Source organism: Paraburkholderia sp. J67 (assembly GCF_905220265.1).
Taxonomy (GTDB): Bacteria; Pseudomonadota; Gammaproteobacteria; order Burkholderiales; family Burkholderiaceae; genus Paraburkholderia.
Genome location: NZ_CAJMZK010000005.1, coordinates 360,434 through 380,663 on the forward strand (window position 1 = coordinate 360,434; position 20,230 = coordinate 380,663).

A 20,230-nucleotide genomic window follows, 5' to 3' on the forward strand; every position below is an offset into this window, starting at 1 on the left:
ATCGCTGTAAAATGTGACACTTTTGCGACGGGGCGAGCGGCGCACCGTCGAATCAGAGGGATACCCTATGTTCGGCCGGTTCATGCCCAGAGACGGCAATTTCTTCGAGATCTTCAATGCTCACGCGCGCTATGTCGTGGATGGCAGCCACGCGCTCGAAAAGCTGATCGAGAACATCGAGGACGCGGAGCGTCACCGGCGCAATATCAAGGTCATCGAAAAATCCGCCGACAAGCTCACCAGCGACTGCAACGACCTGTTGCACAAGACATTCATCACGCCGCTCGATCGCGATGAAATCCAGCAACTGATCAACGCGCTGGACGACATTATCGACGTCATTGAAGATGTGGCGAACACCATCACCCTGTATGACGTGCGAACCCTACCCGATGACGCGATCGAGTTCGCACGTCTGAGCACGAGAACCGCCATCCAGGTCCAGCAGGCCGTCAGCATGCTTTCCGACATGAAACAGGCCGATCAGATCCTGCAACGCTGCAAGGCAATCGACGAGCTTGAATCGGAGGTCGACAGGTTGCTGCGCATCGCCATCTCCCGATTGTTCCGCGAAGAAGAGGATGTCAAGACGCTGATCAAACTGAAGAGCGTCTATGAACTGCTCGAGACCATCACCGACAAGTGCGAGGTCGCCGCCACGATCATCGAAGGCATTGTGCTCGAAAACGCCTGAGCGAGTCCGCACATGCATCCGATTCACATCGCCATTGGGACGGTGGTCCTGCTCGTCGTCATCGCCCTCGTGTTTGATTTCATGAATGGGTTCCACGATGCCGCGAATTCAATCGCGACCGTGGTGTCCACCGGGGTCCTGAAGCCTCATCAGGCGGTGGCATTCGCAGCGTTTTTCAATGTCGTTGCGTATTTCGTCTTTCACCTCGGCGTTGCCGCCACGATCGGTAAAGACACGATCGATCCCGCAATGGTCGATTATTACGTGGTGTTCGGCGCACTGGTGGGCGCCATTGGCTGGAACTTCATCACCTGGTACTACGGCATTCCCTCGAGTTCCTCTCACGCGCTGATCGGCGGGCTGGTCGGCGCGGCGCTCGCCAAATCCGGCTGGGGTGCGTTGAACATCGACGGCATCATGAAGACGGTCGCCTTCATCGTCATTTCACCGGTATTGGGCTTCGTACTGGGTTCGGGCTTCATGCTGGGCATCGCCTGGCTCTATTTCCGCGTGCCGCAAAGCAAGGTGGACCGGCAATTCCGGCGGCTCCAGTTGATTTCGGCCGGGCTTTACAGCCTCGGGCACGGCGGTAACGATTCCCAGAAGACCATTGGCATTATCTGGATGCTACTGATCGCGGCGGGCTATGCATCGCACAACGCCGACGCGCCACCGCTCTGGGTGGCCGCCGGGTGTTACACGTCGATGGGTCTGGGCACGCTTTTCGGCGGTTGGCGCATCGTGCGGACGATGGGTCAGAAGATCACGAAGCTCAGGCCCGTTGGTGGCTTTTGCGCCGAGCTCGGCGGCGCGCTAACGTTATTTCTCGCATCGGGCTTTGGCATTCCTGTGTCGACCACGCACACCATCACCGGGGCGATCGTAGGCGTCGGGGCAACGCACAAGCTGTCCGCCGTACGGTGGGGTGTCGCGGGCAATATCGTCTGGGCCTGGGTGCTCACCATCCCGGCTTCCGCTGCGCTGGCCGCTATGGGATGGTGGGTCAGTACCCGACTGTTCTAACGTGATCGCCGCGGGTTTTTATCCAGTCGAATAACGTCAGGCTGTGTGGCACTATGGTGACATCCAGGCGCCAGTCGCAAGGCGCTCATCAACCGGGCTGAAAAGCAAGCTGTAACTGTCGCCTATCGTGTTGATCCTTCTGAACCTGCTTTCTGGCGTGTCGCTTCTGGTCTGGGGCACGCACATCGTTCGAACCGGCATCCTGCGCGTGTTCGGTGCCGATCTTCGCGCGATACTGGGCCGCAGCACAGGCAGCCGGCTCAAGGCCTTCCTCGCCGGGTTGGGCGTCACCAGCCTTGTACAGAGCAGTAACGCGACTGCGGTCATCATCACATCGTTTGTCGCGCAAGGCATGGTGTCGCTCGCAAGCGGTCTGACCATCATGCTGGGCGCCGATGTGGGTACGGCGCTGATGGCCCGCGTGCTGACACTCGATCTCTCATGGCTGTCGCCGCTGCTGATTCTCGTTGGCGTACCGCTCTTTCTCACGCGCAAGCAAACGCGCGCCGGTCAGACAGGACGCGCGCTCATCGGGCTCGGCCTGATCCTGCTGGCTCTTCACCTGATTGTGGAAGCCGCACAACCCATGATGCAGGGCGCGGGTGTCAGGGTAATGTTCAGTGCCCTGACCGGCGACACCGTGCTCGATGCGCTGGTCGGGGCGGCGTTTGCGATGATCTCGTATTCGAGCCTCGCCGCCGTTCTTCTGACCGCGACGCTCGCCTCTTCCGGCGTGATTTCGCTGAAGGTCGCGCTATGCCTCGTCGTCGGCGCGAATCTCGGAAGCGGCCTGCTCGCGCTGATCAGCGCCTTGCCTCAAAACGCGGCGGCCCGGCGTCTCTCCGTGGGAAGCTTCGCCTTCAAGCTGCTGGGCGCGCTGATCATCCTGCCCTTCGCATCGGTGCTTGCACGCGCGCTGCCGGTCATCATCGCGAATCCGCGCGAAGCGGTCGTGGGCTTCCATCTCATCTACAACACGGTGCGATGCTGCGCTTGCCTCACGATGGTCGACCGGGTCGCCGCCATCAGCCAGCGATGGTTGCCTGACCGCCCGCCGGCATCCGGCGAATTGCGCCCACTGCATCTCGATCCCGCCGGGCTGGTCACGCCGGGCCTCGCTCTCGCGAACGCGTCGCGCGAGGTACTGCGGATCGGAGACATCGTTAGCGTGATGCTGGAAAACGTCTCCGAGCTGCTCAGACGCAATGATCTGGCCGTTGCGCGCGAAACGATGCGCATGGACGACGATGTCGACCAGTTGTACGCCGAGGTCAAAAGCTATCTCACGCTGATTTCGCGTGAGCAGCTCGACGAGGCCGATAGCCGTCGCTGGACCGACATCATTTCCCTGACCATCAATCTCGAGCACGCGGGCGACATCATCGAGCGCATTGTGAGCGATATCGAAGAGAAGAAGATCTCGCAACGGCTTGCCTTCTCCGAGCAGGGACTGGGGGAGCTTGACGATCTGCACGCGCGACTGGTGAGCAATCTGCGACTCGGGCTGTCCGTATTTCTCAACAATGACCTGCGCTGCGCAGAACAGTTGCTGGCCGAAAAGGAGCGTTTTCGCGATCTGGAGCGCGTGTATTCCCACAAGCATCTGGACCGGCTCGCGGGACAATCACTGCGCAGCGTGGAAACCAGCGCCTTGCATCTGGATCTGATCAGCAACATGAAGCGACTGAATTCCCTCTTCTGCGCGACCGCCTATCCTGTGCTGGACGCTGCGGGGGCGCTTCATGAGACGCGGCTTCGCAAACGGTCGCTGGACAGTCTGCACACGAAGGACTGACCCGGGGCGCGAAGCACTCAGGCGCTCAGGCGCCCGATGGCTTCACACACGGGGCAACCGCCAACTGCCGCATGACGGGCCTCGCGCCACTACGAAAACCCGCGCGCCTGCGCACGCGCCGATCACGCAGCGCAGCAGGACGCCAGTCCGCCGATTCGCGCCGCCGGTTTTCTTCGGGCTCATCGTCGCGCTTCACAACACTGTCGGCGACAGCGTCGCGCAATGACGCCGACACCTCACCCCATATCGCGCCAACCCGTTGCTTCCAGCTCATAGAATGGTCTCCCACCTGTCTCGTCCACCGGATTACCCGTCGCATCGGCGGATAAAAAAAGCGTCCCGAAGCGCAGGTATGGAACAAGCCACACACATGCACTTCGGGACGCCGTTGCCCCACATGAATTTTGCCCCGCTCAAGCACGGGTATCTTGCCAATGGTCTTCGTTGACCATCGCATATTGCAGCAATTTGTGTCCCTGGCAGCGCTCCCCCTGCGTCTGCGCGAGCTGCACGCCGGAGAAACTTTAGCCCGTCGTGATGACAGGTGAACCGCTCGATCCGCCGGTCAGCACACCCGTGCGATCGCACGCAACAATGCGTCGCCGCGCGGCGTCACACGGAGATACGCAAAATCCGATTCAGGAAGCTCATCCTCGACAAGTTCAAGCGCGCGAAGCGCGATAAGCTCGGCACGATCCACCCCGATCCGCTCGGACGCATTCTTGAGCAGCATCAGCGTGGCCAGCTCGTGGGGACTCAGCATGTTGGCTCCTTTCCGACGGGGTGGAAGTAGAAAGAACGGAGGACTGGCTTCGCGGTCACGGCACAGCGCAAACGTGACACCGACTCATGGACAATCTCTCGGGTTCGCACTGACGTGAACTGGCCGCTGCCACTGCGGCCACCGCCCACCAGACCGCACCGTCCCGGGCGGCGGGAACGGGCTGATCTAGAGCCAACATTCTAACTTTGTTGAATCGACGCCAAAATTCCGTTTAACCCAGGAATTTCCCCACCATCTGGGATTTCGCCGCCGTTAGAACGTCTGGACGAGGCCAACGCGAACGAGTTCCTGCGTGTTGGTCGACGAGCGTCCGATCTGATAGATCGAGGCGACCGCCCCCGCCCCGCTCGCGCGCTGGTACGCGGCATCGACATACACGCGCGTGCGCTTCGAAAGCAGATACGTCGCGCTGGCATACGAGGAGTACCAGCGATCGCCGTCGAGGCAGTCGACCGTTTCCATCGCCGAGAACAGCACGTCGGGCCGCGCGAGCCACGTCACGCCCGCCCGCACGACCTGATCCGTCGCATGCTGCGATTGCAGCGTGAAGTGCGTGTTGGTGTACATCGCCATCGCTGTGATGGCGCCGAATCGGTACGACGCACCCGCACCGAAAATCCGCCGTTGATCGGCATAGATCGTGGACGTCTTCGTGGTGTCGACGCCCAGAAATTCCGCTGCGCCAATCGTCGAGGTCGAGACCGGCGAGCCGTTGATATTGGTCGTCATGAGCGCGCCGCTGAAGGGACCGTTTTCGTACTGCACGAGCAGGCTGTAGGCGCGACCGAGATTGCTCGATCCCGTCGCGTTCTGGCCGAATCCATACATCGCCCCGAACGTAAGGCCTGCGAAGTTGGGGCTCTTGTACTGGATCGTGTTGCTCAGGTGGTCGCCTGCGGCGCGATCGAGGTCCGCGTTCTGCACGCTATACACGCCACATTCAAGACACGCGATATAGCGCACGAGATTGGAGCCGAAATCGTATTGCCGGCCAAAGCTCAATTGGCCGAGACGCCGGTCGCGCAGGCCCACGTAGGTGTCGGTAAAAAACGCGCTGCCCGCGATCGCTCCGGTATTCAACGCGAAGTAGTTCTCCAGCCGGAAAATCGCCTGGGTGCCGCCTCCCAGATCCTCCGCGCCCTGAATGCCCCAGAAGTTATTGCGCTGAATACCATCGGTCGCCGCGATTTTTGCATGACCGCCGACATTGGAGACATAGGTCAATCCAGAATCGATAATGCCGAACAACTGGACCGACGACTGCGCGTATGCCGCGTGACAGGCCGCCGATGCGAGCACGCCTGCTGTTGCCAGTTTGAAGAATTGCTTTCCGTTCACGATCCGATCTCCGTATTTTCTGTATTTTTCTTCGCAATCCTTATTTATCGGTTTGCGATTTTTCGAATTTCGGCTGGAGGCGTAGGTTACGCCACCAGCCGTTCCTGCACTTAAAGGAAGTTGCCGATCATGTTTTCACCGACGAGGAACCGTAGCGCCTCGAGTCGCGGAATCGTGTCCATACACGGCGTTTCACGCAGACGCATGGTGGCGTCTGCGTTCGCGTCAAAGCGCGACCACGCAGGCAGACCCGCGACATTCGGATCGCCATTGCGCGCGAAACTGACCCAGTAGCGCTGCATCAGATCACCGACGGCGAAATCCGCCGTGCTCCACGCTCGCGTAAGTTCTTTCAGCGTGCCGAATACGTAGGGATAGTCGGCGCTGTGAAACACCCCGAGCGCCGCGGCGGGATCGCTTTCGGCGTAGGCCTGCCCTGCGAAGAACGGCTGCTCGTGTTCGAAGTGATACAGCCAGACGGAATTGCCGCCCTGAGCGTGAGCGCACGCGGCCTGCCAGACGCCCGCGCCCGCCAGCGCATCGCCGTTGATGCGCCGCGCGGAATGGCGCGCCTGCGTATCGTCTGCAGCGGGATAGTGAGTCAGGGCTTGCGCCACGCGCGAACCGAAGCGTGTCCGCAAGGCCTCGCGCAATGCGCCGGCTTCCTCGAAGGCGGGAAACACGGTGCCTTCGTCGCGCGTCCAGCCGGTCAACATCGGCACGCGCATCTGGCGTTGTGCGGCAAAGACCGCTTCGGCGGATTCCTGCATGACATAACCGTCGACCGACGGCCAGATCAACGGCTGCGTCGCCTTCGACAAACCGACGATCTGACTGGCCGGGCGGCTGCGCAATTCCGCAATACTCGTTGCGCCCGCACGTTTCATGAAGCCGATGCCTTGCTGCTCGGCTTGCGCAAGCGGCATCATCGGCATGAACGCGACGCTCTGGACGATCGCCCGATCGAACAATCCTTTCGCCAGCGGCGACGCCATGAGATTCGCAATGCTCGCGCCGCCCGCCGACTGGCCAAACACCGTGACCGATTCGGCATCGCCGCCGAACGCCCCGATATTCCTGCGCACCCACGCAAGCGCCGCGATCTGATCCATCAAGCCGTAATTGCCCGAGGCTTCATGCTCCGATTCGGCAGTCAATTCCGGATGCGAGAGAAAGCCGAAAGCATTCACGCGATAGTTGATCGTGACGAGAATCACGTCTTGCCGGGTAAGGTCGCCACGCACGAACGTGGCATTCGTGCTCGAACCGACCTGAAACGCACCGCCATGAATCCAGACCATTACGGGCAGTTTTCCGGCAGGCCGGTCGAGCGGCGCAAACACGTTGAGATAAAGGCAATCCTCGCTCGTCGCCTGCTCGCCCGCGTATTCGAGGAAGATCGAGCGTTCGGGTCGCGCGGGTTGCGCGCACATCGGCGCAAAACGATCGCACACGCGCGTGCCGTGCCACGGCACGACGGGCTGCGGCGGCCGCCAGCGCAACTCGCCGACCGGCGGCGCGGCGAAGGGAATGGCGCGATATTCGATCAGCGCGCGATCCGTGTCGACGATACCGGCGACCGTACCGCCATCGACGGTCACGGAATACGCAGCGGACGAAGGCGCACTACGGGAATCAGGCATTGTGAGAGTCAATTGGCAATATCCTCGTTTAAACAGATTCAAAAGGCGATCAGCGGCCTGCGCAAGCCCGACTGCGGGAGCGCATACCTTGTATGGCGACTGGACTGGGTGCCTCTGTTCAAGCGGCTTTCGGGACGCGTCGCGCCGATCAGACCGGAGCGGAATGCACCTGCGTGCGGCGGTTTTGCCCGAGTTGATCGAGCGGAACATTGAAGGTTTCGCGCGCGCTAAACGCGGCGGCGGCCGCGATCAGACCGGCAACGCTCACCAATGTCGCGACGGGCATCCAGCCGTCGGGGCCGTCCTTGAGCAACGCGGCGCTGAGCGCAGGCGCTGCGCCGCCAAGCGTAATGCCGATCTGCGAGCCGATGGCCACGCCAGAAAGCCGCACGCGCGTCGCGAACATTTCGCCCGAGAATGCGGGCCACACGGCATTCGATGCGCTGTAGAACACGCTGAGCACGATGAAGCCGAACACGCAGATGAGCGTCACGTCGGCGCGCGAAATCGCCCACAAGGTTGGCCAGATGAAGATCGCGCCACCCACCGCGCCCGTGATAAACACGGGCCGCCGTCCAATGCGGTCGGACACCCAGCCCCACACGGGCACGACCGCAAGGCTCACGACATTGATCGCTACGAGCAACGTGAGCATACGGGTGCGCGGCACGTGCATGGTGTTGACCGCATAGGAGAGCACGAAGATGCTGAAGATGCTCGCCGTCACCGAATAGAGCGCGGCCAGCACGAGACGAAATACGTCGGGGGCCTGCGTCCTGAAGAGCTCGGCGACCGGCGCGCCAGGTGTGCCGCCGTGACTCGTTTCCTCGGCAAATACCGGCGTTTCCGGCAAGCCGCGCCGCACCCACAGGCCCACGCCGATCACCGCGACGCTCAGCAGAAACGGAATGCGCCAGCCCCATGCGTAGAGTTGCTCGTCGGGCAGCGCCGCGACCGGCAAGAACGCGAGCGTGGCCAGCACGAAGCCCATCGACGCCCCGCTGAGCGCGAAGCTGCTCACAAAGCCGCGGCGGTTGGCGGGCGCATGTTCGAGCGTGAGCGAAGCCGCGCCCGCCTGTTCGCCCGACGCCGAAAGACCCTGCAACAGCCGCAGGAACACGAGCAGGATCGGCGCGGCGATACCCGCCTGGCCATAGGTCGGCAGCACGCCGATCAGAAACGTGGACGCGCCCATCATCAGCAGCGTGAGCATGAGGATCTGCTTGCGCCCGAAGCGGTCGCCGATATGGCCCATGAAGAAGGCCCCCACGGGCCGCGCGATATAGCCCACGCCGAAGGTCGCGAAGGCCGCGATGGTGGAGACCTTCGGGTCCGCGACCGGAAAGAAGAGCTTGCCGAAAACCAGCGCGGCTGCCGTGCCGTAGATAAAGAAGTCATAGTATTCGAGCGCGCTGCCAAGCCAGCTCGAAAAGGCGGCGATTCCCGGTGTGCGCGCGCCGGTTCCCGCTTTCCGGCGTCCATCCTGATGGTGATCCACGTGCTGTCTCCCTGGTGTTCTGGTTCGGTTCGGATGAAATGTACTATCTAGTACGTTTACTTTCTACCGAGGGTTTACGCTCAATCTGAAGAACTTATTCTGTCCCCGTCATTAACCGGCTGGACCAACACATGGACCTGCACATTTGCCGTGTTGGGCTTTTGTACAATGAGGTCAATCGCCCTCTTCGATTCCTTTTCCAGAACTGATGAAGCCACGCACCAAGACATCGCCTCAAGCACCCGAGGTTCAGCACAGCAGGCCGGCCAAACCGGAGACCCGCCCCTACGACGCGGCGCAATCGCTCGCGGACATCCTCGAAGTGGCGACGGTTGAATTTGCGGAGAAAGGACTGGGCGGCGCGCGCGTGGATGAAATCGCCAGGCTCACGCGCGCGAGCAAGCGGATGATTTACTACCACTTCGACAGCAAGGAAGCGCTCTATCTGGCTGTCCTGGAACGCGCTTTTCAGTCGCAGGCGCGCAGCGAAGAGGAATTGCAGCTCGACGATCTGCAACCGGACCAGGCACTGCGCACACTCGTGGGTTTTAGCTTCGACTACCACCAGCGCAATGCGATGTTCGTGCGTCTGATCATGAATGAAAACGCACGCAATGGTGAGATGTTCGCGCAGAGCGACTTTATCCGCCGGATGAATCTATCGGTGAAAGACCGCGTGCGCGGCATCTACGACGACGGCGTAAAAACCGGTGTATTTCGCTCAGGGATCAATCCTGTCGATCTGCGCATGTCGATCGCGGCACTCTGTTTCTACCCTGTCTCGAACCGTCACACGTTTTCCCTGCTTTTCGAGAACGACATGGAATCGCCCGCGGCCATCGCGGCAAGACGCGAATTTGTGATCGAAATGATCATGCGCTTCGTCACGAAGCCGTGAAGCGCATGCAGGCCAGCGCTATTCACCAAACGTTGCGCGAGAAACGATGTCCCAGTTCGCGCAACCACGTCAGAAAGGTCGTGATGGCGGGATCACCCAGGCGTGCATTCTGAACGTAGCTACAGTAGCGCCAGGCCGGCAGCGCCGGCCCGTCGAACGGAAACACGAGACGTCCCTCCTTGACGTCGAGCGCCACCAATGCGGTTGGGCCCATCGCGATCCCCAGGCCATCAATGGCGGCCTGCAAGGTCAGATAAAAGTGGTCGAGTTGCAGCGAATTGCTCTCGGCCAGCCGAGGGTTGCCGCAAGCCGCAAGCCATTCGGCCCAGAGGCCGGGATAGGTCGCCGTGTGCAGCAGCGTGTGATGTGCCAGGTCTGAAATCTGGCGAATCGGATGCGATTCGAGCACCTTGGGTGAGCACACCGGCAGCCGGACTTCCGCCAGAAATTCATTGACCACGTAGCCGGCCGACTTCTGTTCGCTGCCGCGAATCGCCACGTCGAATTCATCGCGCAGCCGTTCGATCGGTTCGTCCGAAGTCGTTAGCCGGACTTCCACCGCGGGATGGCTCAGCTGGAAGTTGGAAAGCTGCGGCAATAGCCATCGCAATGCGAACGTCGTTGGCGCATTGACCCTGATGATCTGCTGCTGCGTGACCCGGAGCTGTTCGTCGGTGGCCAGCGCGATGCGGTCGAGCGCCGCCGATATCTCCGACAAGTAACTGCGCCCGCGCGCGTTCAGGACGACTCTTCGGCCGCGGCGCTCGAACAGGTCGTGCCCGAGCCAGGCTTCCAGTTGCCCCACCTGACGGCTAACGGCACCGTGCGTGACGCAAAGCTCGTCGGCCGCGGCCGAAAAGCTTTCGAGCCTCGCGGCGGCTTCAAATACGCGTAGCGCGTTCAACGGTGGTAGACGGCGAGGCATGCGGCCAATCTCTATGTGAGTTTTCCTGACAGGTTTGATGAGTTTATATCGATTTTCGTGCCAGCGTCGGGCCTCTATATTGAGCCGCTTGGAAGCAGATCGCGTTGCGGATCTGTTTGATTAAGTCACCAGGAGAACTACCGTATGTCGAATGTCGTTGTCGTTGGCGCGCAATGGGGCGATGAAGGAAAGGGCCGGATCGTGGACTGGCTCGCCGAGCAAGCGGACATCGTGGTCCGCTACAACGGCGGCCACAACGCCGGCCACACGCTGGTGGTGAACGGTCAGACCTACAAGCTGGCGCTGCTTCCCAGCGGAATCGTGCGCGGCAAGCCCGGTCTGATCGGCAACGGCATCGCCCTCGATCCCGAGGCGCTGCTGGCGGAGATCGACCGCATGGCAGCGCTGGGCATTCGCGTCACGCCGGATGTGTTGCAGATTGCCGAGACGGCCACGCTGGTTCTCCCCGTCCATCGCGCAATCGACGCGGCGCAGGAACGCCTGCGCGCACAACCGATCGGCACCACGCTGCGCGGCATCGGTCCGGCCTATGAAGACAAGGTTGGGCGCCGAGGCTTGCGGGTCTGCGACCTTGTGGAACCGGAACTGCTTGCGCAAAAACTCGATGGACTGCTCGCGCACCATAACGCGTGGTTCCGCGGCCTCGGTCTGGAGCCTTTTCCGCTCGACAAGATGTTGAACGACCTGCTCGCCCTGGCGCCGAGAATCCTGCCGTTCGTGGGGCGCGTGTGGGAACGACTCGACCGCGCGCATGCGTCGGGCGAGCGCACGGTATTCGAAGGCTCGCAAGCCGTGATGCTCGACGTGGACTGGGGCAGCTATCCGTACGTGACGTCGTCGACCACCATCGCCGCCGGCGCGGCCAGCGGCACCGGCATCGCGCCGTCGCGCATCGGGCAGGTACTGGGCGTCAGCAAGGTCTATGCAACGCGTGTGGGTGAAGGCCCGTTTACGTCGGAAGTGGGCGGCACACTCGGGGATCTGCTTCGGCAACGCGGTGCCGAATATGGCGTCAACACGGGTCGCCCGCGTCGCTGCGGCTGGCTGGATACGGTGCAACTGCGCCAGAGTTGCAAGGTCGCCGGCATCGACCGCCTGGCGCTGACCAAGCTCGACGTCCTGGATGGCTTCGATTCGGTCTATTTATGTGTGGGCTACGAACTCGATGGGCAACGCATCGACTACATGCCGTCAACCAACGCCGAACAGCAGCGCCTGCAGCCGGTTCTCAAGCGCTTTGACGGTTGGGAAGCCCCGACGCGGGGTATCCGCTCTTATGATGCGCTGCCCCGCCAGGCCACGGCGCTGATCGAAGCGATTCAGCAGGAAGTCGGCGTTGCGGTATCCACGGTGACCACGGGTCCTGAACGGGACGATGCCATCGTCTTGCGGTCTCCATTTGCGCAAACCGACAGCATGGCAGTCTGAGTGCCGCCCCGGCGGCGATTGAGTCAGGGGCGTTACAGGCACTGGATCACGGCCCGATCAAGCGAATCGTCTGGTGGCGCAGCGCATCGGGCTTCACACGCTTTCACCCATCCTTCAGAAATAGCGAATGTTGCCGTAACCACAGACGTGGCCAAGAAGTCGTCTACATCCATTCGAACTATATTCTGAGAGGCCTATGCGCAATACAAAACTATCGACCCGTCTGGTCGCGGGATTTTCCCTGCTCACTTTCCTGCTTATCGCAGTAGCCGGACTGGGGTTCTATGGGCTATTCGAACTAAACAGCAGACTGGACGACATCGCACGCGTCAACAATACCGAATCGCGCCTCGCCAATCTGCTGAAATCCTCGATTCAGGACCGCGCCATTGCCGTGCGCAACCTGGCGTTTCTTCAGGATCGACAGGCGCTGCTAGGCGAAGTCGACCGCATCCGCAAACAGGATCAGATCTACGCCGATGCCGCGAAACAGTTGCGCGAAATGTTCGCTCAGGAACCCAGCACGAGCGAAAGCGAGCGCAGGCTGATCGCAGAAGTCGACAAAGGGGAAGCCCTGGCCGTTCCGCCCATGAACAAGGCCATCGAGCAGGCCGTCGCAAACGATATCGCCACGGCCACGCAGACGATCATGAACGAGGCGCGTCCTCCGCAGCGTGCGTGGCTAGCGAAAGCTGTCGAACTTGCCAACCAGGAGGATGAGGAAAACGCGCTTGCCCAGAAGGAAGCCGTCGCAAGCTACCGCAATGTCCGCATCCTGGTTGGCACGCTGGTCGCGTTGGCCATCATGGTGGCGATCGCGACTGCGATAGTCCTCACGCGTAGCGTGTTGCGCCAGTTGGGCGGCGAGCCCAGCGACGCACAGCGGATTGCCAAAGAAATCGCGGCGGGCAATCTGCTCGTTCCGATCGCATTGGCGGACGGCGACAACTTCAGTCTGATGGCCGCGCTTGGTGCAATGCGCTCGCAATTGACCAGCATCGTTCAGGATATCAAATCATCGGCGGAATCGATTTCATCGGCGGCGGGAGAGATTGCGCAGGGCAATCTCGATCTCTCGCAACGCACCGAAGAACAGGCCGCATCGCTTGAACAGACCGCCGCCAGCATGGAAGAACTCACCGCGACGGTCAAGGCCAACACCGACAACGCACGCCAGGGCAGCACACTGGCCAATACCGCATCGCAGACCGCCGCCGCCGGTGGTGACGTCGTGCATCGCGTGATCAGCACCATGCAGGATATTTCGGCCAGTTCGTCGAAGGTGGCCGAAATCATCGCGGTGATCGAAGGCATCGCGTTTCAGACCAATATTCTCGCGCTCAACGCGGCAGTCGAAGCCGCGCGGGCGGGCGAACAGGGACGCGGCTTCGCGGTCGTGGCCGGAGAAGTCCGCACGCTGGCCCAGCGTAGCGCCAGCGCGGCGAAGGAGATCAAGGATCTCATCGGGACGTCTGTCCTGCATGTGCGAACCGGTTCGACGCTCGTACAGGATGCGGGGCAAACCATGAGCGAGGTCGTGCGCTCCGTTCAGCGTGTAACGGACATCATGGGAGAGATTGCGTCGGCATCCGTCGAACAGACAACCGGCATCGAGCAAGTCAATGTGGCTGTGACCCAGATGGACGAAGTCACGCAACAGAATGCCGCGCTTGTCGAACAGGCGTCAGCGGCTGCGCAGGCAATGGCCGATCAAGCCCAGACGCTACGCGCCTCGGTATCGATCTTCAAGACAGGTGAATCATCGCGCGCGACGCAACTGGCCACGACCGGTTCGAACGACCGTGCTGGGGTTCGCGCACAGCAGGCTCACGTCGCAGACCGTAAGACATCCAGAACACGCCCTTCAACGGCGACACACAGGCCGGCGTCTGCTGCATCGTCCGAGCCCGACTGGCAAACCTTTTAACGTCTTCAGCGCGTAGCGCCTGCACCCAATGTGCAGGCGCCCGCTATTCAGGCATGCATTGCGATTTTTCCACGCATCGACCACCACTTCCCCGCATGGTGGCTGTGCAGGCTAATCCGCTCCCCGCTTGAGCGGCGTAGCGAATTAGCCCTGCCATTGCTGTCTTTCAGGTGTGGTCTCTCAGGTTCCAGCGTATCGCCGTTCATGATTGACGGCGTGCAAGGACGTTAATGGATAGTAAGAATTGCTTCAACCTTGCTAAATCGCTACAGCCAACACCTTGATTACAAATTCGCACTATGGATCGCCGGGGGGCACGACTCACTTGACATCAACGCTCGCAAGCGCCATGTAAGCCAACGCGTCATTCGGACGCCTTCCACGTACGCGCCAATACCGACGTTTTCTATCCTTGCCTTTCGCGTCCAATATGTGCACACTGCATATGTGCAGACTGCATATATTGGTGCCTCATGACACAACGCACAGAAAATCTGCTCGGCGCGCTGGCTGTGCTGGTCACGGACGAGATGGACGCGCTGGATATCCATCCGGCACTCGCCGGCGCAACGACCCGGGCCATGTTGAACGCGATCGGCCAGTATCCGGAGCCGTCTATCGAACTACTGCGCGAAGCCGTCGCACTATCGCATCCCGCGGCTGTGCGCGCCGTCGCCGGGCTGGTTGAAGCGGGACTCGTGGAAAAGCGGGCCGGCGCCGACAAGCGCTCTGTTGCGCTCGCGCTGACGAGCACCGGAAAGCGGGAAGTCAAGCGACTCCAGCACGCACGCGACGCCATGCTGACGCGCATCGTGACTCATCTGGACGGCAACGAGCGCAAGACGCTCGAAGACTTGCTGATCAAGATGCTCTGGCATGAGACGCGCGATCCTGCTCACGCGATGCAACTCTGTCGCTTCTGCGATGACGCGCCTTGCCTCAAGGCGGGTTGCCCGATCGAATGCCGCGATAGCGGGCTTCCCATGCCAACCCGGAGCGCGCAGTGAAACCGGCGTCCACGGTGCGCTGGCCGGCTATTGCCGCGCTCACCACCGTATCGACGCTCGCGCAGATCGGGCAGTTCGGCATCGGCTTCATCGTGCTGCCAATCTGGCTCACCGGTCAGGGGCTCGACGCGCAGCGCGCCGGTCTCTTCGCCGCTTCGCAATGGAGCGGCATGCTCGCGGGTTTGTTCATCGCGCCGGGGCTGGTCGCACGCGTCGGCGCGAGGCGAACGGTCCTGCTCGGGCTAGCGGCCAGCATCGTGGCTTTCGTTTCCATCGTCCGGCTCTCCTGGCCAATCTGGATCGTACCGGGCGTCCTGATCGGCTTCGGAATTGGGCTGCGGTGGATCGCCAACGAGTCCTGGCTTTATGGTCTGGTCCCGGAACATCTAAGCGGGCGCGTGGTCGGCGTGCATGAGACGTTGATTGCCTCGGCGGGGTTCATCGCACCTGGACTCGCAGCGTGGATCGGCGCGGACGGAGCAACGACGATTGCCGTTGGTCTGGCCTTCACATGCACTGCGGTTATCCCACTCTGCCTGGTGGCATCGAAGCCCCTCTCGAGACGGACATCAAACGATGCGGCCCTCCACACAGGCGCCCAAATCGGGCCGATTAGCGCCGTGGTCATCGTGGGCATGGTGGTCGTGTCCGTTGGCGGCATAAGCGACGGCGCGCTCTATGGCCTCTTTCCACTCTATGCCGGCGCACGGGGGATGAGCGACACGCAGACGAACTTGCTCCTGTCTTGCCTCGGGTTGGGCGGGATGGCGCTTCAACTTCCAGTTGGATGGATGGCTGACCGCGCGGGTTTGAGCGTAACCGTCGTCGTATGCGCGCTGACAAGCACGCTTGGGCTCATCGGCTTTTCTCTCGCCATGCCCATGACGCCGCTGTTTCTTGCGAGCGGTTTTCTGGTCGGCGGCATGAATAGTGCATTCATCACACTTGGCATGTACACCGCCGCGCGCAGTGAAAAGACCGCCCTCATCCGCAATATGCGGCTGGTGTCGCTGGCGTTCACGGCCAGTTCGATCCTGGGCCCAATCTTTGCCGGCTCTGCGATGAAGATGCTCGGCAACGGCGTTCTGCTATGGCCGCTGGCGCTCTCTAGCGGCATGCTTGCCGTCTTCACAATCGGCATCTGTGAGGGCAGACGTCAAGGCAACCGCACGTCTTTGGTGAGCTGAGCGGATACGGATCCATCCCGACGTACCAGCCGTATCGCGTCTGTTTTGACATGGCGCCAGTCCGTCGAAAGCGGGCTGGCGCCACATTAGCTTCTGAAGATCTGGTTCCTGGAAAATGGAAACCGAGGCCTAGAAGGCGTGACGAATACCCAGCATGACAGCTGTCGTGGCCATGCCCGGTGCCACGGGCTGGCCGTAGGTAAGTGGCTGGGTCATCGTTCCACGGTTGTTCACGTGTCCCACCTGGCTGTAGAGGAGCGTAGCTTTCGACAGGCTGTACTCCGCGCCGACTGCCACTGCGGTCGACTTGCTGGCTGAGTTGTTGCGGTCCTTCAGGTAGTACACGCCACCGTTGACCTTGAAGGCGGGCGAGAACTGGTAGCCGAGCCCGGCCGAGTACAGATCGAGATTGACCTGGTCGGACTGCGCCGGATTTCTACCATTCGAATACGATGCGGAAACCGAGAATGCGTGGTACGCATAGCGTGCCCCCACGTAGAAAAGGCGATTATTGGCAAGTCCGGTGGGCACGGTCGTCGGGCCGGGATTCGTATCGTGGCCAATGTAGTAGCCAACCGCAAAACGAAGGCCATAGTTCGAGTATTTCAGTACGGCGGACTCCCGCGTATTGCCCTGGAAGCTGCCCGGTACACCGCCGGGTGCATACTCGAGTGCCGCAGACAGACCGGCGAACTTCGGCGATTCGTAGACAATCGCATTGCTGTCGTACAACGCGCCGATTGGCCCGTTGGTGCTGATGCCCTGCCAGCCCGCCGCCTGGTTCATGCCGAGCCACGCAGTCAGAATGCTGCCGAAATACTGCGCCCCCCTCACGTCGGTCTCGGCCATCGCATAGGTAATCGGCACGATCTGGCGGCCAAGGTTCACGGTGCCGAACGGCCCCGATACGCCTACGGTCGCGATCTGGTTGAATAGGGCCGCCACTCCAGGCGTATCGCCCAGGTTGAACTTGCCGGTGCCGCTATCGAACTCGCCTTGTAGTCTGAAATTGACGTGATACCCACCGCCGATGTCCTCCGATCCCTTGAGTCCCCAGTAGCTCGCGTAGATGCCGCCATCCTTGTAGCGAAAGACCTTGCCGAGATTGGCCGCTGTCGGGCTCAACGTCGCCGCCGACGTGCTTTGATACAACATCCCGGCATCGATGACCCCGTACAGCGTCACTGACGATTGTGCGTGTGCCGCACTACCTGCTGCCGCTAACGCGGCCGCGGCTATCCATTTCAATTTCATCTCGTCTCCGATTTATTATTTAAGGCAGTCTTGCAACTGCCGTACATACTGATCACACTGGATGCTTCGCCCCAACGCCAACCACGAGCGTCACAGGTCCTCTAGTTGCATTTTTTTATTTCGGAATGCTATGCAAATAAAAATCGACTACGCAGAACAAGGCTTCTCGTCTACCGTCCGTGCAAATGGAAGTACCCGATAGTCAAGACGATGGCGCCAATCGCGATAGCGGCTTGCGCCGCTAGAACAACCAACCATGCGGCGACGGCAACACCATGCAGTAGCGGCAAATTCATGTTTCATCCTTCAAGGTGTGCCTGCGTGCCGCGTCTGGAACGTCTAGCTGACCTTGCGCTGCATGTTTTGCCAGTACTTTTCCTTGACCGCGCGCCGCAGTACTTTGCCAACCACCGAGGTCGGCAATTGCTCGACGAACACCAGCGACTTCGGCGCCTTGTAGCTGCCAAGCTTTTCCTTGGCGTGCGCGATGAGTTCGGCGATGTCGACCGAGGCGCCGGGACGCAGCAACACTTCCGCATGCACAGCCTCGCCCCACTCCGGATGGGGAACGCCGACCACGGCGGACATCATCACGGCCGGATGCGAGGCCAGCGCCGCTTCGACTTCGATCGCATAGACGTTGAAGCCGCCGCTGATGATCATGTCTTTCAAACGGTCGACGATGTACAGGTAGCCGTCCGCGTCGATGTAGCCGAGGTCGCCCGACTTCCACGCCCCGTCGGCAAATTCGGCGGCCGTCGTTTCCGGATTGTTGTAATAGCCCTGGATGACGGCCCGGCTGCGAATATGGATTTCACCTGGTTGGCCGGTTGGCAGCGGGTTGCCCTGCTCATCGGTCACGAAGATTTCGACGCCCGGCGTCGGCCGGCCGGCCGAGGAAAGATGTTCGACACGGCTATCAGTCTTCTTTGTGACATCGTGCTCGGGCTTGTCGAGCGTCGACACGAACATCGGGACTTCAGTGGCGGCGTAGACTTGCGCGAAGATGGGACCGAAGCACTGGATCAGGTCTTCGAGTCTGGTGGGACTCATCGGCGCCGCACCGTAGATCAGGGTGTTCAGCGAAGAAAGATCGCGCGGGCTGGCGTGCTGCAATTCGAGCAGACGGTACAGCACAGTCGGCACCAGGAACGAGTGGGTAACACGCTGCTGTTCGACCGTTTGCCGCCATTGCTCGAGATCGAGTTGATTGAGCGTGAGGTTGGTGCCGCCAGCATAAAACGTCGGTAGAAAGACGACCATCGTGCCATGCGAGAGGGGCGCCACATGCAACATGCGTGTGCGGTCGTTGAAGCCGAAATCCGGGTTGCTGAAGCCGCCGTCGCGGCAAGCCATCAGATTATCGATCGAGTACATCGCGCATTTGCCCTGGCCCGTCGTGCCGCCGGTAAAGCGCAACATGAAGAGGTGCTCGTCGTCGTCCAGTTCGACGTTGGCGTCGAGTTCGGAGGCCGTATCGACCAGGCTCCAGAACGCACGCACGCCGGGGCGCGAGGCCTGTTCCGGCGTCGGTTCGTCCATGACGACGATCTCGCAACCGGCCTCGCGCAACATGGCGTAGTAGCCGTCTAGCAGGCGCGTTTCGATGAATACGACCTTCGGCTTGACGAGTGCGATCTGACGCGCGTGCTCTTCCGGCGCGTCGCGCAGGTTGGTCATGACCACCGTGCCTTCCTGCTTGAGGACCGTCGGCAGCAACATCAGGCTCAGGTTGTCGTTGTCCAGGATGAGCAGGAACTTGTCGCCTTTGCCGACCCCGAGCGCGTTGCGCAGCATATCGGCGATGCGGTTGGTCAACAGATGGTATTCGTGGTAGCTGTAGACGCGGCCGCGCTCCACATTGACGATCGCTTGCCGGTCGCGAAAGCGCAGCGTCATCAGGCGCATGATGCGGCAAAAGTTCATCTTCACGGATGTGTCTCCTTTGTTCTTTTGCCCTCCCTCTTCTTGAGAGGAAGGGCAGCCCTGTCGCCGGTACAGCCGTTTAGCGCGCGCGCAGGCGTGACGCTGCGTCCAGGCGGATCGTGTGCGCGTTGAGGTAGGCGTTTTCGATGATGAAGGCACAGCAGTGCGCGAACTCGCGCATGTCGCCGAGGCGTCTCGGGGCTTCGATCTGCGTCTTCAACGCAGCGACGATTTTGTCATCGAGCGTCTGCACCATCGGCGTCAGGAACAAGCCGGGCGCAATGGCGTTGACACGGATGCCGACGTCACCGAGTTCCCGCGCCGCCGGCATGTTCATGCCGAGCAGCGCCGCCTTGGAGGCGGCATAGGCGACTTGACCGATCTGCGCCTCGTAGGCGGCACCCGATGAGATGTTGATGATCACGCCGCGCTCCTCGCCGGCCTCGGCTTCGTTCGTCACCATCTGCTCAGCGCACTTCGACATGACGTTGAACACGCCGTTGACGTTGACCGTCGTCACTTGCGCGAACTTCGCCAGCGGCGTGGCCTTGCCGTCCTTGCCCAACACCTTGCACGGCGTGGGCAGCGCCGCGCAATTGATGCAGACGTGAACCGTGCCGAAGCGGGCAGTCACCGCGGCCAGCGCGTTCTGCACCGATTCCTCGCTGGCGACGTCGGTTTGTACGAACATCGCGTTTTCTGCGCCGACGTCCTCGACCGCCTTGGCGCCGGCCTCGGCATTCAGATCGAAGATGGCGACACGCGCGCCTTTTTCCTGCGCCAGATAGCGCGCCGTGGCGAGGCCGAGGCCCGAAGCGCCGCCGGTAATGACAATGACTTTTCCTTCAATACGCATGATGTGTCCTTGGGATATTCAATGCG

At 61.2% G+C, this 20,230-nt stretch carries 16 protein-coding genes; 8 read left to right on the plus strand and 8 right to left on the minus strand.

The window, feature by feature from the left end; all coding sequences use genetic code 11:
- Positions 1 to 67: 67 nt before the first annotated feature.
- From U5782_RS13180 to U5782_RS13190, 3 genes are all read left to right on the plus strand, one after another.
- A complete protein-coding gene (locus U5782_RS13180; protein WP_322044331.1) occupies positions 68 to 694 on the plus strand; it encodes a DUF47 domain-containing protein in 627 nt (208 codons plus the stop codon).
- A 12-nt stretch (positions 695 to 706) separates the two neighbouring features.
- Complete coding sequence (locus U5782_RS13185; RefSeq protein ID WP_322044252.1) at positions 707 to 1,717, plus strand: inorganic phosphate transporter; 1,011 nt, start codon at positions 707 to 709, stop codon at positions 1,715 to 1,717.
- A gap of 127 nt (positions 1,718 to 1,844) precedes the next feature.
- Complete coding sequence (locus tag U5782_RS13190; protein WP_322044253.1) at positions 1,845 to 3,512, plus strand: Na/Pi cotransporter family protein; 1,668 nt, start codon at positions 1,845 to 1,847, stop codon at positions 3,510 to 3,512.
- Positions 3,513 to 4,077: 565 nt separating this feature from the next.
- On the opposite strand, the gene U5782_RS13195 is transcribed toward U5782_RS13190, so the two are convergent.
- The 4 genes from U5782_RS13195 to U5782_RS13210 all read right to left on the minus strand — a co-directional run bounded on the left by U5782_RS13195 (position 4,078) and on the right by U5782_RS13210 (position 8,775).
- Positions 4,078 to 4,275: a hypothetical protein gene (locus tag U5782_RS13195; RefSeq protein WP_322044254.1), complete on the minus strand. Its 198-nt coding sequence runs from the start codon at positions 4,273 to 4,275 to the stop codon at positions 4,078 to 4,080.
- 273 nt (positions 4,276 to 4,548) lie between these two features.
- Entirely contained in the window at positions 4,549 to 5,634 is a 1,086-nt protein-coding gene (locus tag U5782_RS13200) for a porin (protein ID WP_322044255.1), read from the minus strand.
- 110 nt (positions 5,635 to 5,744) lie between these two features.
- Positions 5,745 to 7,277, minus strand: a complete 1,533-nt coding sequence (locus tag U5782_RS13205; protein ID WP_322044256.1) for a carboxylesterase/lipase family protein — start codon at positions 7,275 to 7,277, stop codon at positions 5,745 to 5,747.
- Between the two features lie 148 nt (positions 7,278 to 7,425).
- Complete coding sequence (locus U5782_RS13210; RefSeq protein WP_322044257.1) at positions 7,426 to 8,775, minus strand: MFS transporter; 1,350 nt, start codon at positions 8,773 to 8,775, stop codon at positions 7,426 to 7,428.
- Positions 8,776 to 8,983: 208 nt separating this feature from the next.
- Between U5782_RS13210 and U5782_RS13215 the strand changes: the two genes are divergently transcribed.
- Positions 8,984 to 9,673: a TetR/AcrR family transcriptional regulator gene (locus tag U5782_RS13215; RefSeq protein ID WP_322044258.1), complete on the plus strand. Its 690-nt coding sequence runs from the start codon at positions 8,984 to 8,986 to the stop codon at positions 9,671 to 9,673.
- A 22-nt stretch (positions 9,674 to 9,695) separates the two neighbouring features.
- On the opposite strand, the gene gcvA is transcribed toward U5782_RS13215, so the two are convergent.
- Positions 9,696 to 10,598, minus strand: a complete 903-nt coding sequence (gene gcvA, locus U5782_RS13220; protein WP_322044259.1) for a transcriptional regulator GcvA — start codon at positions 10,596 to 10,598, stop codon at positions 9,696 to 9,698.
- Positions 10,599 to 10,742: 144 nt separating this feature from the next.
- On the opposite strand from gcvA, the gene U5782_RS13225 reads away from it, so the two are divergent.
- The 4 genes from U5782_RS13225 (at position 10,743) to U5782_RS13240 (ending at position 16,168) form a co-directional block, all read left to right on the plus strand.
- Positions 10,743 to 12,047 carry an adenylosuccinate synthase gene (locus U5782_RS13225; protein WP_322044260.1) on the plus strand — a complete coding sequence of 435 codons (1,305 nt, stop codon included), beginning with the start codon at positions 10,743 to 10,745 and terminating at the stop codon, positions 12,045 to 12,047.
- Positions 12,048 to 12,243: 196 nt separating this feature from the next.
- On the plus strand, positions 12,244 to 13,974 hold the full coding sequence (locus tag U5782_RS13230) for a methyl-accepting chemotaxis protein (RefSeq protein ID WP_322044261.1): 1,731 nt from the start codon (positions 12,244 to 12,246) through the stop codon (positions 13,972 to 13,974).
- 473 nt (positions 13,975 to 14,447) lie between these two features.
- Entirely contained in the window at positions 14,448 to 14,981 is a 534-nt protein-coding gene (locus U5782_RS13235) for a MarR family winged helix-turn-helix transcriptional regulator (RefSeq protein ID WP_322044262.1), read from the plus strand.
- Positions 14,978 to 16,168: an MFS transporter gene (locus tag U5782_RS13240; protein ID WP_322044263.1), complete on the plus strand. Its 1,191-nt coding sequence runs from the start codon at positions 14,978 to 14,980 to the stop codon at positions 16,166 to 16,168. Before U5782_RS13235 ends, U5782_RS13240 begins: the two co-directional genes overlap by 4 nt.
- A 129-nt stretch (positions 16,169 to 16,297) precedes the next feature.
- Here U5782_RS13240 and U5782_RS13245 read toward each other — a convergent pair whose 3' ends face one another.
- The 3 genes from U5782_RS13245 to U5782_RS13255 form a co-directional block, all read right to left on the minus strand.
- A complete protein-coding gene (locus U5782_RS13245) occupies positions 16,298 to 17,422 on the minus strand; it encodes a porin (protein WP_322044264.1) in 1,125 nt (374 codons plus the stop codon).
- A gap of 339 nt (positions 17,423 to 17,761) precedes the next feature.
- Positions 17,762 to 19,348, minus strand: coding sequence for a class I adenylate-forming enzyme family protein (locus U5782_RS13250; protein ID WP_322044332.1), 1,587 nt, complete (start codon positions 19,346 to 19,348; stop codon positions 17,762 to 17,764).
- A gap of 79 nt (positions 19,349 to 19,427) precedes the next feature.
- On the minus strand, positions 19,428 to 20,204 hold the full coding sequence (locus U5782_RS13255; protein WP_322044265.1) for an SDR family NAD(P)-dependent oxidoreductase: 777 nt from the start codon (positions 20,202 to 20,204) through the stop codon (positions 19,428 to 19,430).
- Positions 20,205 to 20,230 lie beyond the last annotated feature (26 nt).

Bases quoted from the DNA above. Each gene is read 5' to 3' on its own strand.
- U5782_RS13180 (WP_322044331.1), top strand. From the start codon at position 68: ATGTTCGGCCGGTTCATGCCCAGAGACGGCAATTTCTTCGAGATCTTC.
- U5782_RS13185 (WP_322044252.1), top strand. From the start codon at position 707: ATGCATCCGATTCACATCGCCATTGGGACGGTGGTCCTGCTCGTCGTC.
- U5782_RS13195 (WP_322044254.1), bottom strand. From the start codon at position 4,275: ATGCTGAGTCCCCACGAGCTGGCCACGCTGATGCTGCTCAAGAATGCG.
- U5782_RS13205 (WP_322044256.1), bottom strand. From the start codon at position 7,277: ATGCCTGATTCCCGTAGTGCGCCTTCGTCCGCTGCGTATTCCGTGACC.
- U5782_RS13215 (WP_322044258.1), top strand. From the start codon at position 8,984: ATGAAGCCACGCACCAAGACATCGCCTCAAGCACCCGAGGTTCAGCAC.
- gcvA (WP_322044259.1), bottom strand. From the start codon at position 10,598: ATGCCTCGCCGTCTACCACCGTTGAACGCGCTACGCGTATTTGAAGCC.
- U5782_RS13225 (WP_322044260.1), top strand. From the start codon at position 10,743: ATGTCGAATGTCGTTGTCGTTGGCGCGCAATGGGGCGATGAAGGAAAG.
- U5782_RS13230 (WP_322044261.1), top strand. From the start codon at position 12,244: ATGCGCAATACAAAACTATCGACCCGTCTGGTCGCGGGATTTTCCCTG.
- U5782_RS13235 (WP_322044262.1), top strand. From the start codon at position 14,448: ATGACACAACGCACAGAAAATCTGCTCGGCGCGCTGGCTGTGCTGGTC.
- U5782_RS13245 (WP_322044264.1), bottom strand. From the start codon at position 17,422: ATGAAATTGAAATGGATAGCCGCGGCCGCGTTAGCGGCAGCAGGTAGT.
- U5782_RS13250 (WP_322044332.1), bottom strand. From the start codon at position 19,348: ATGAACTTTTGCCGCATCATGCGCCTGATGACGCTGCGCTTTCGCGAC.
- U5782_RS13255 (WP_322044265.1), bottom strand. From the start codon at position 20,204: ATGCGTATTGAAGGAAAAGTCATTGTCATTACCGGCGGCGCTTCGGGC.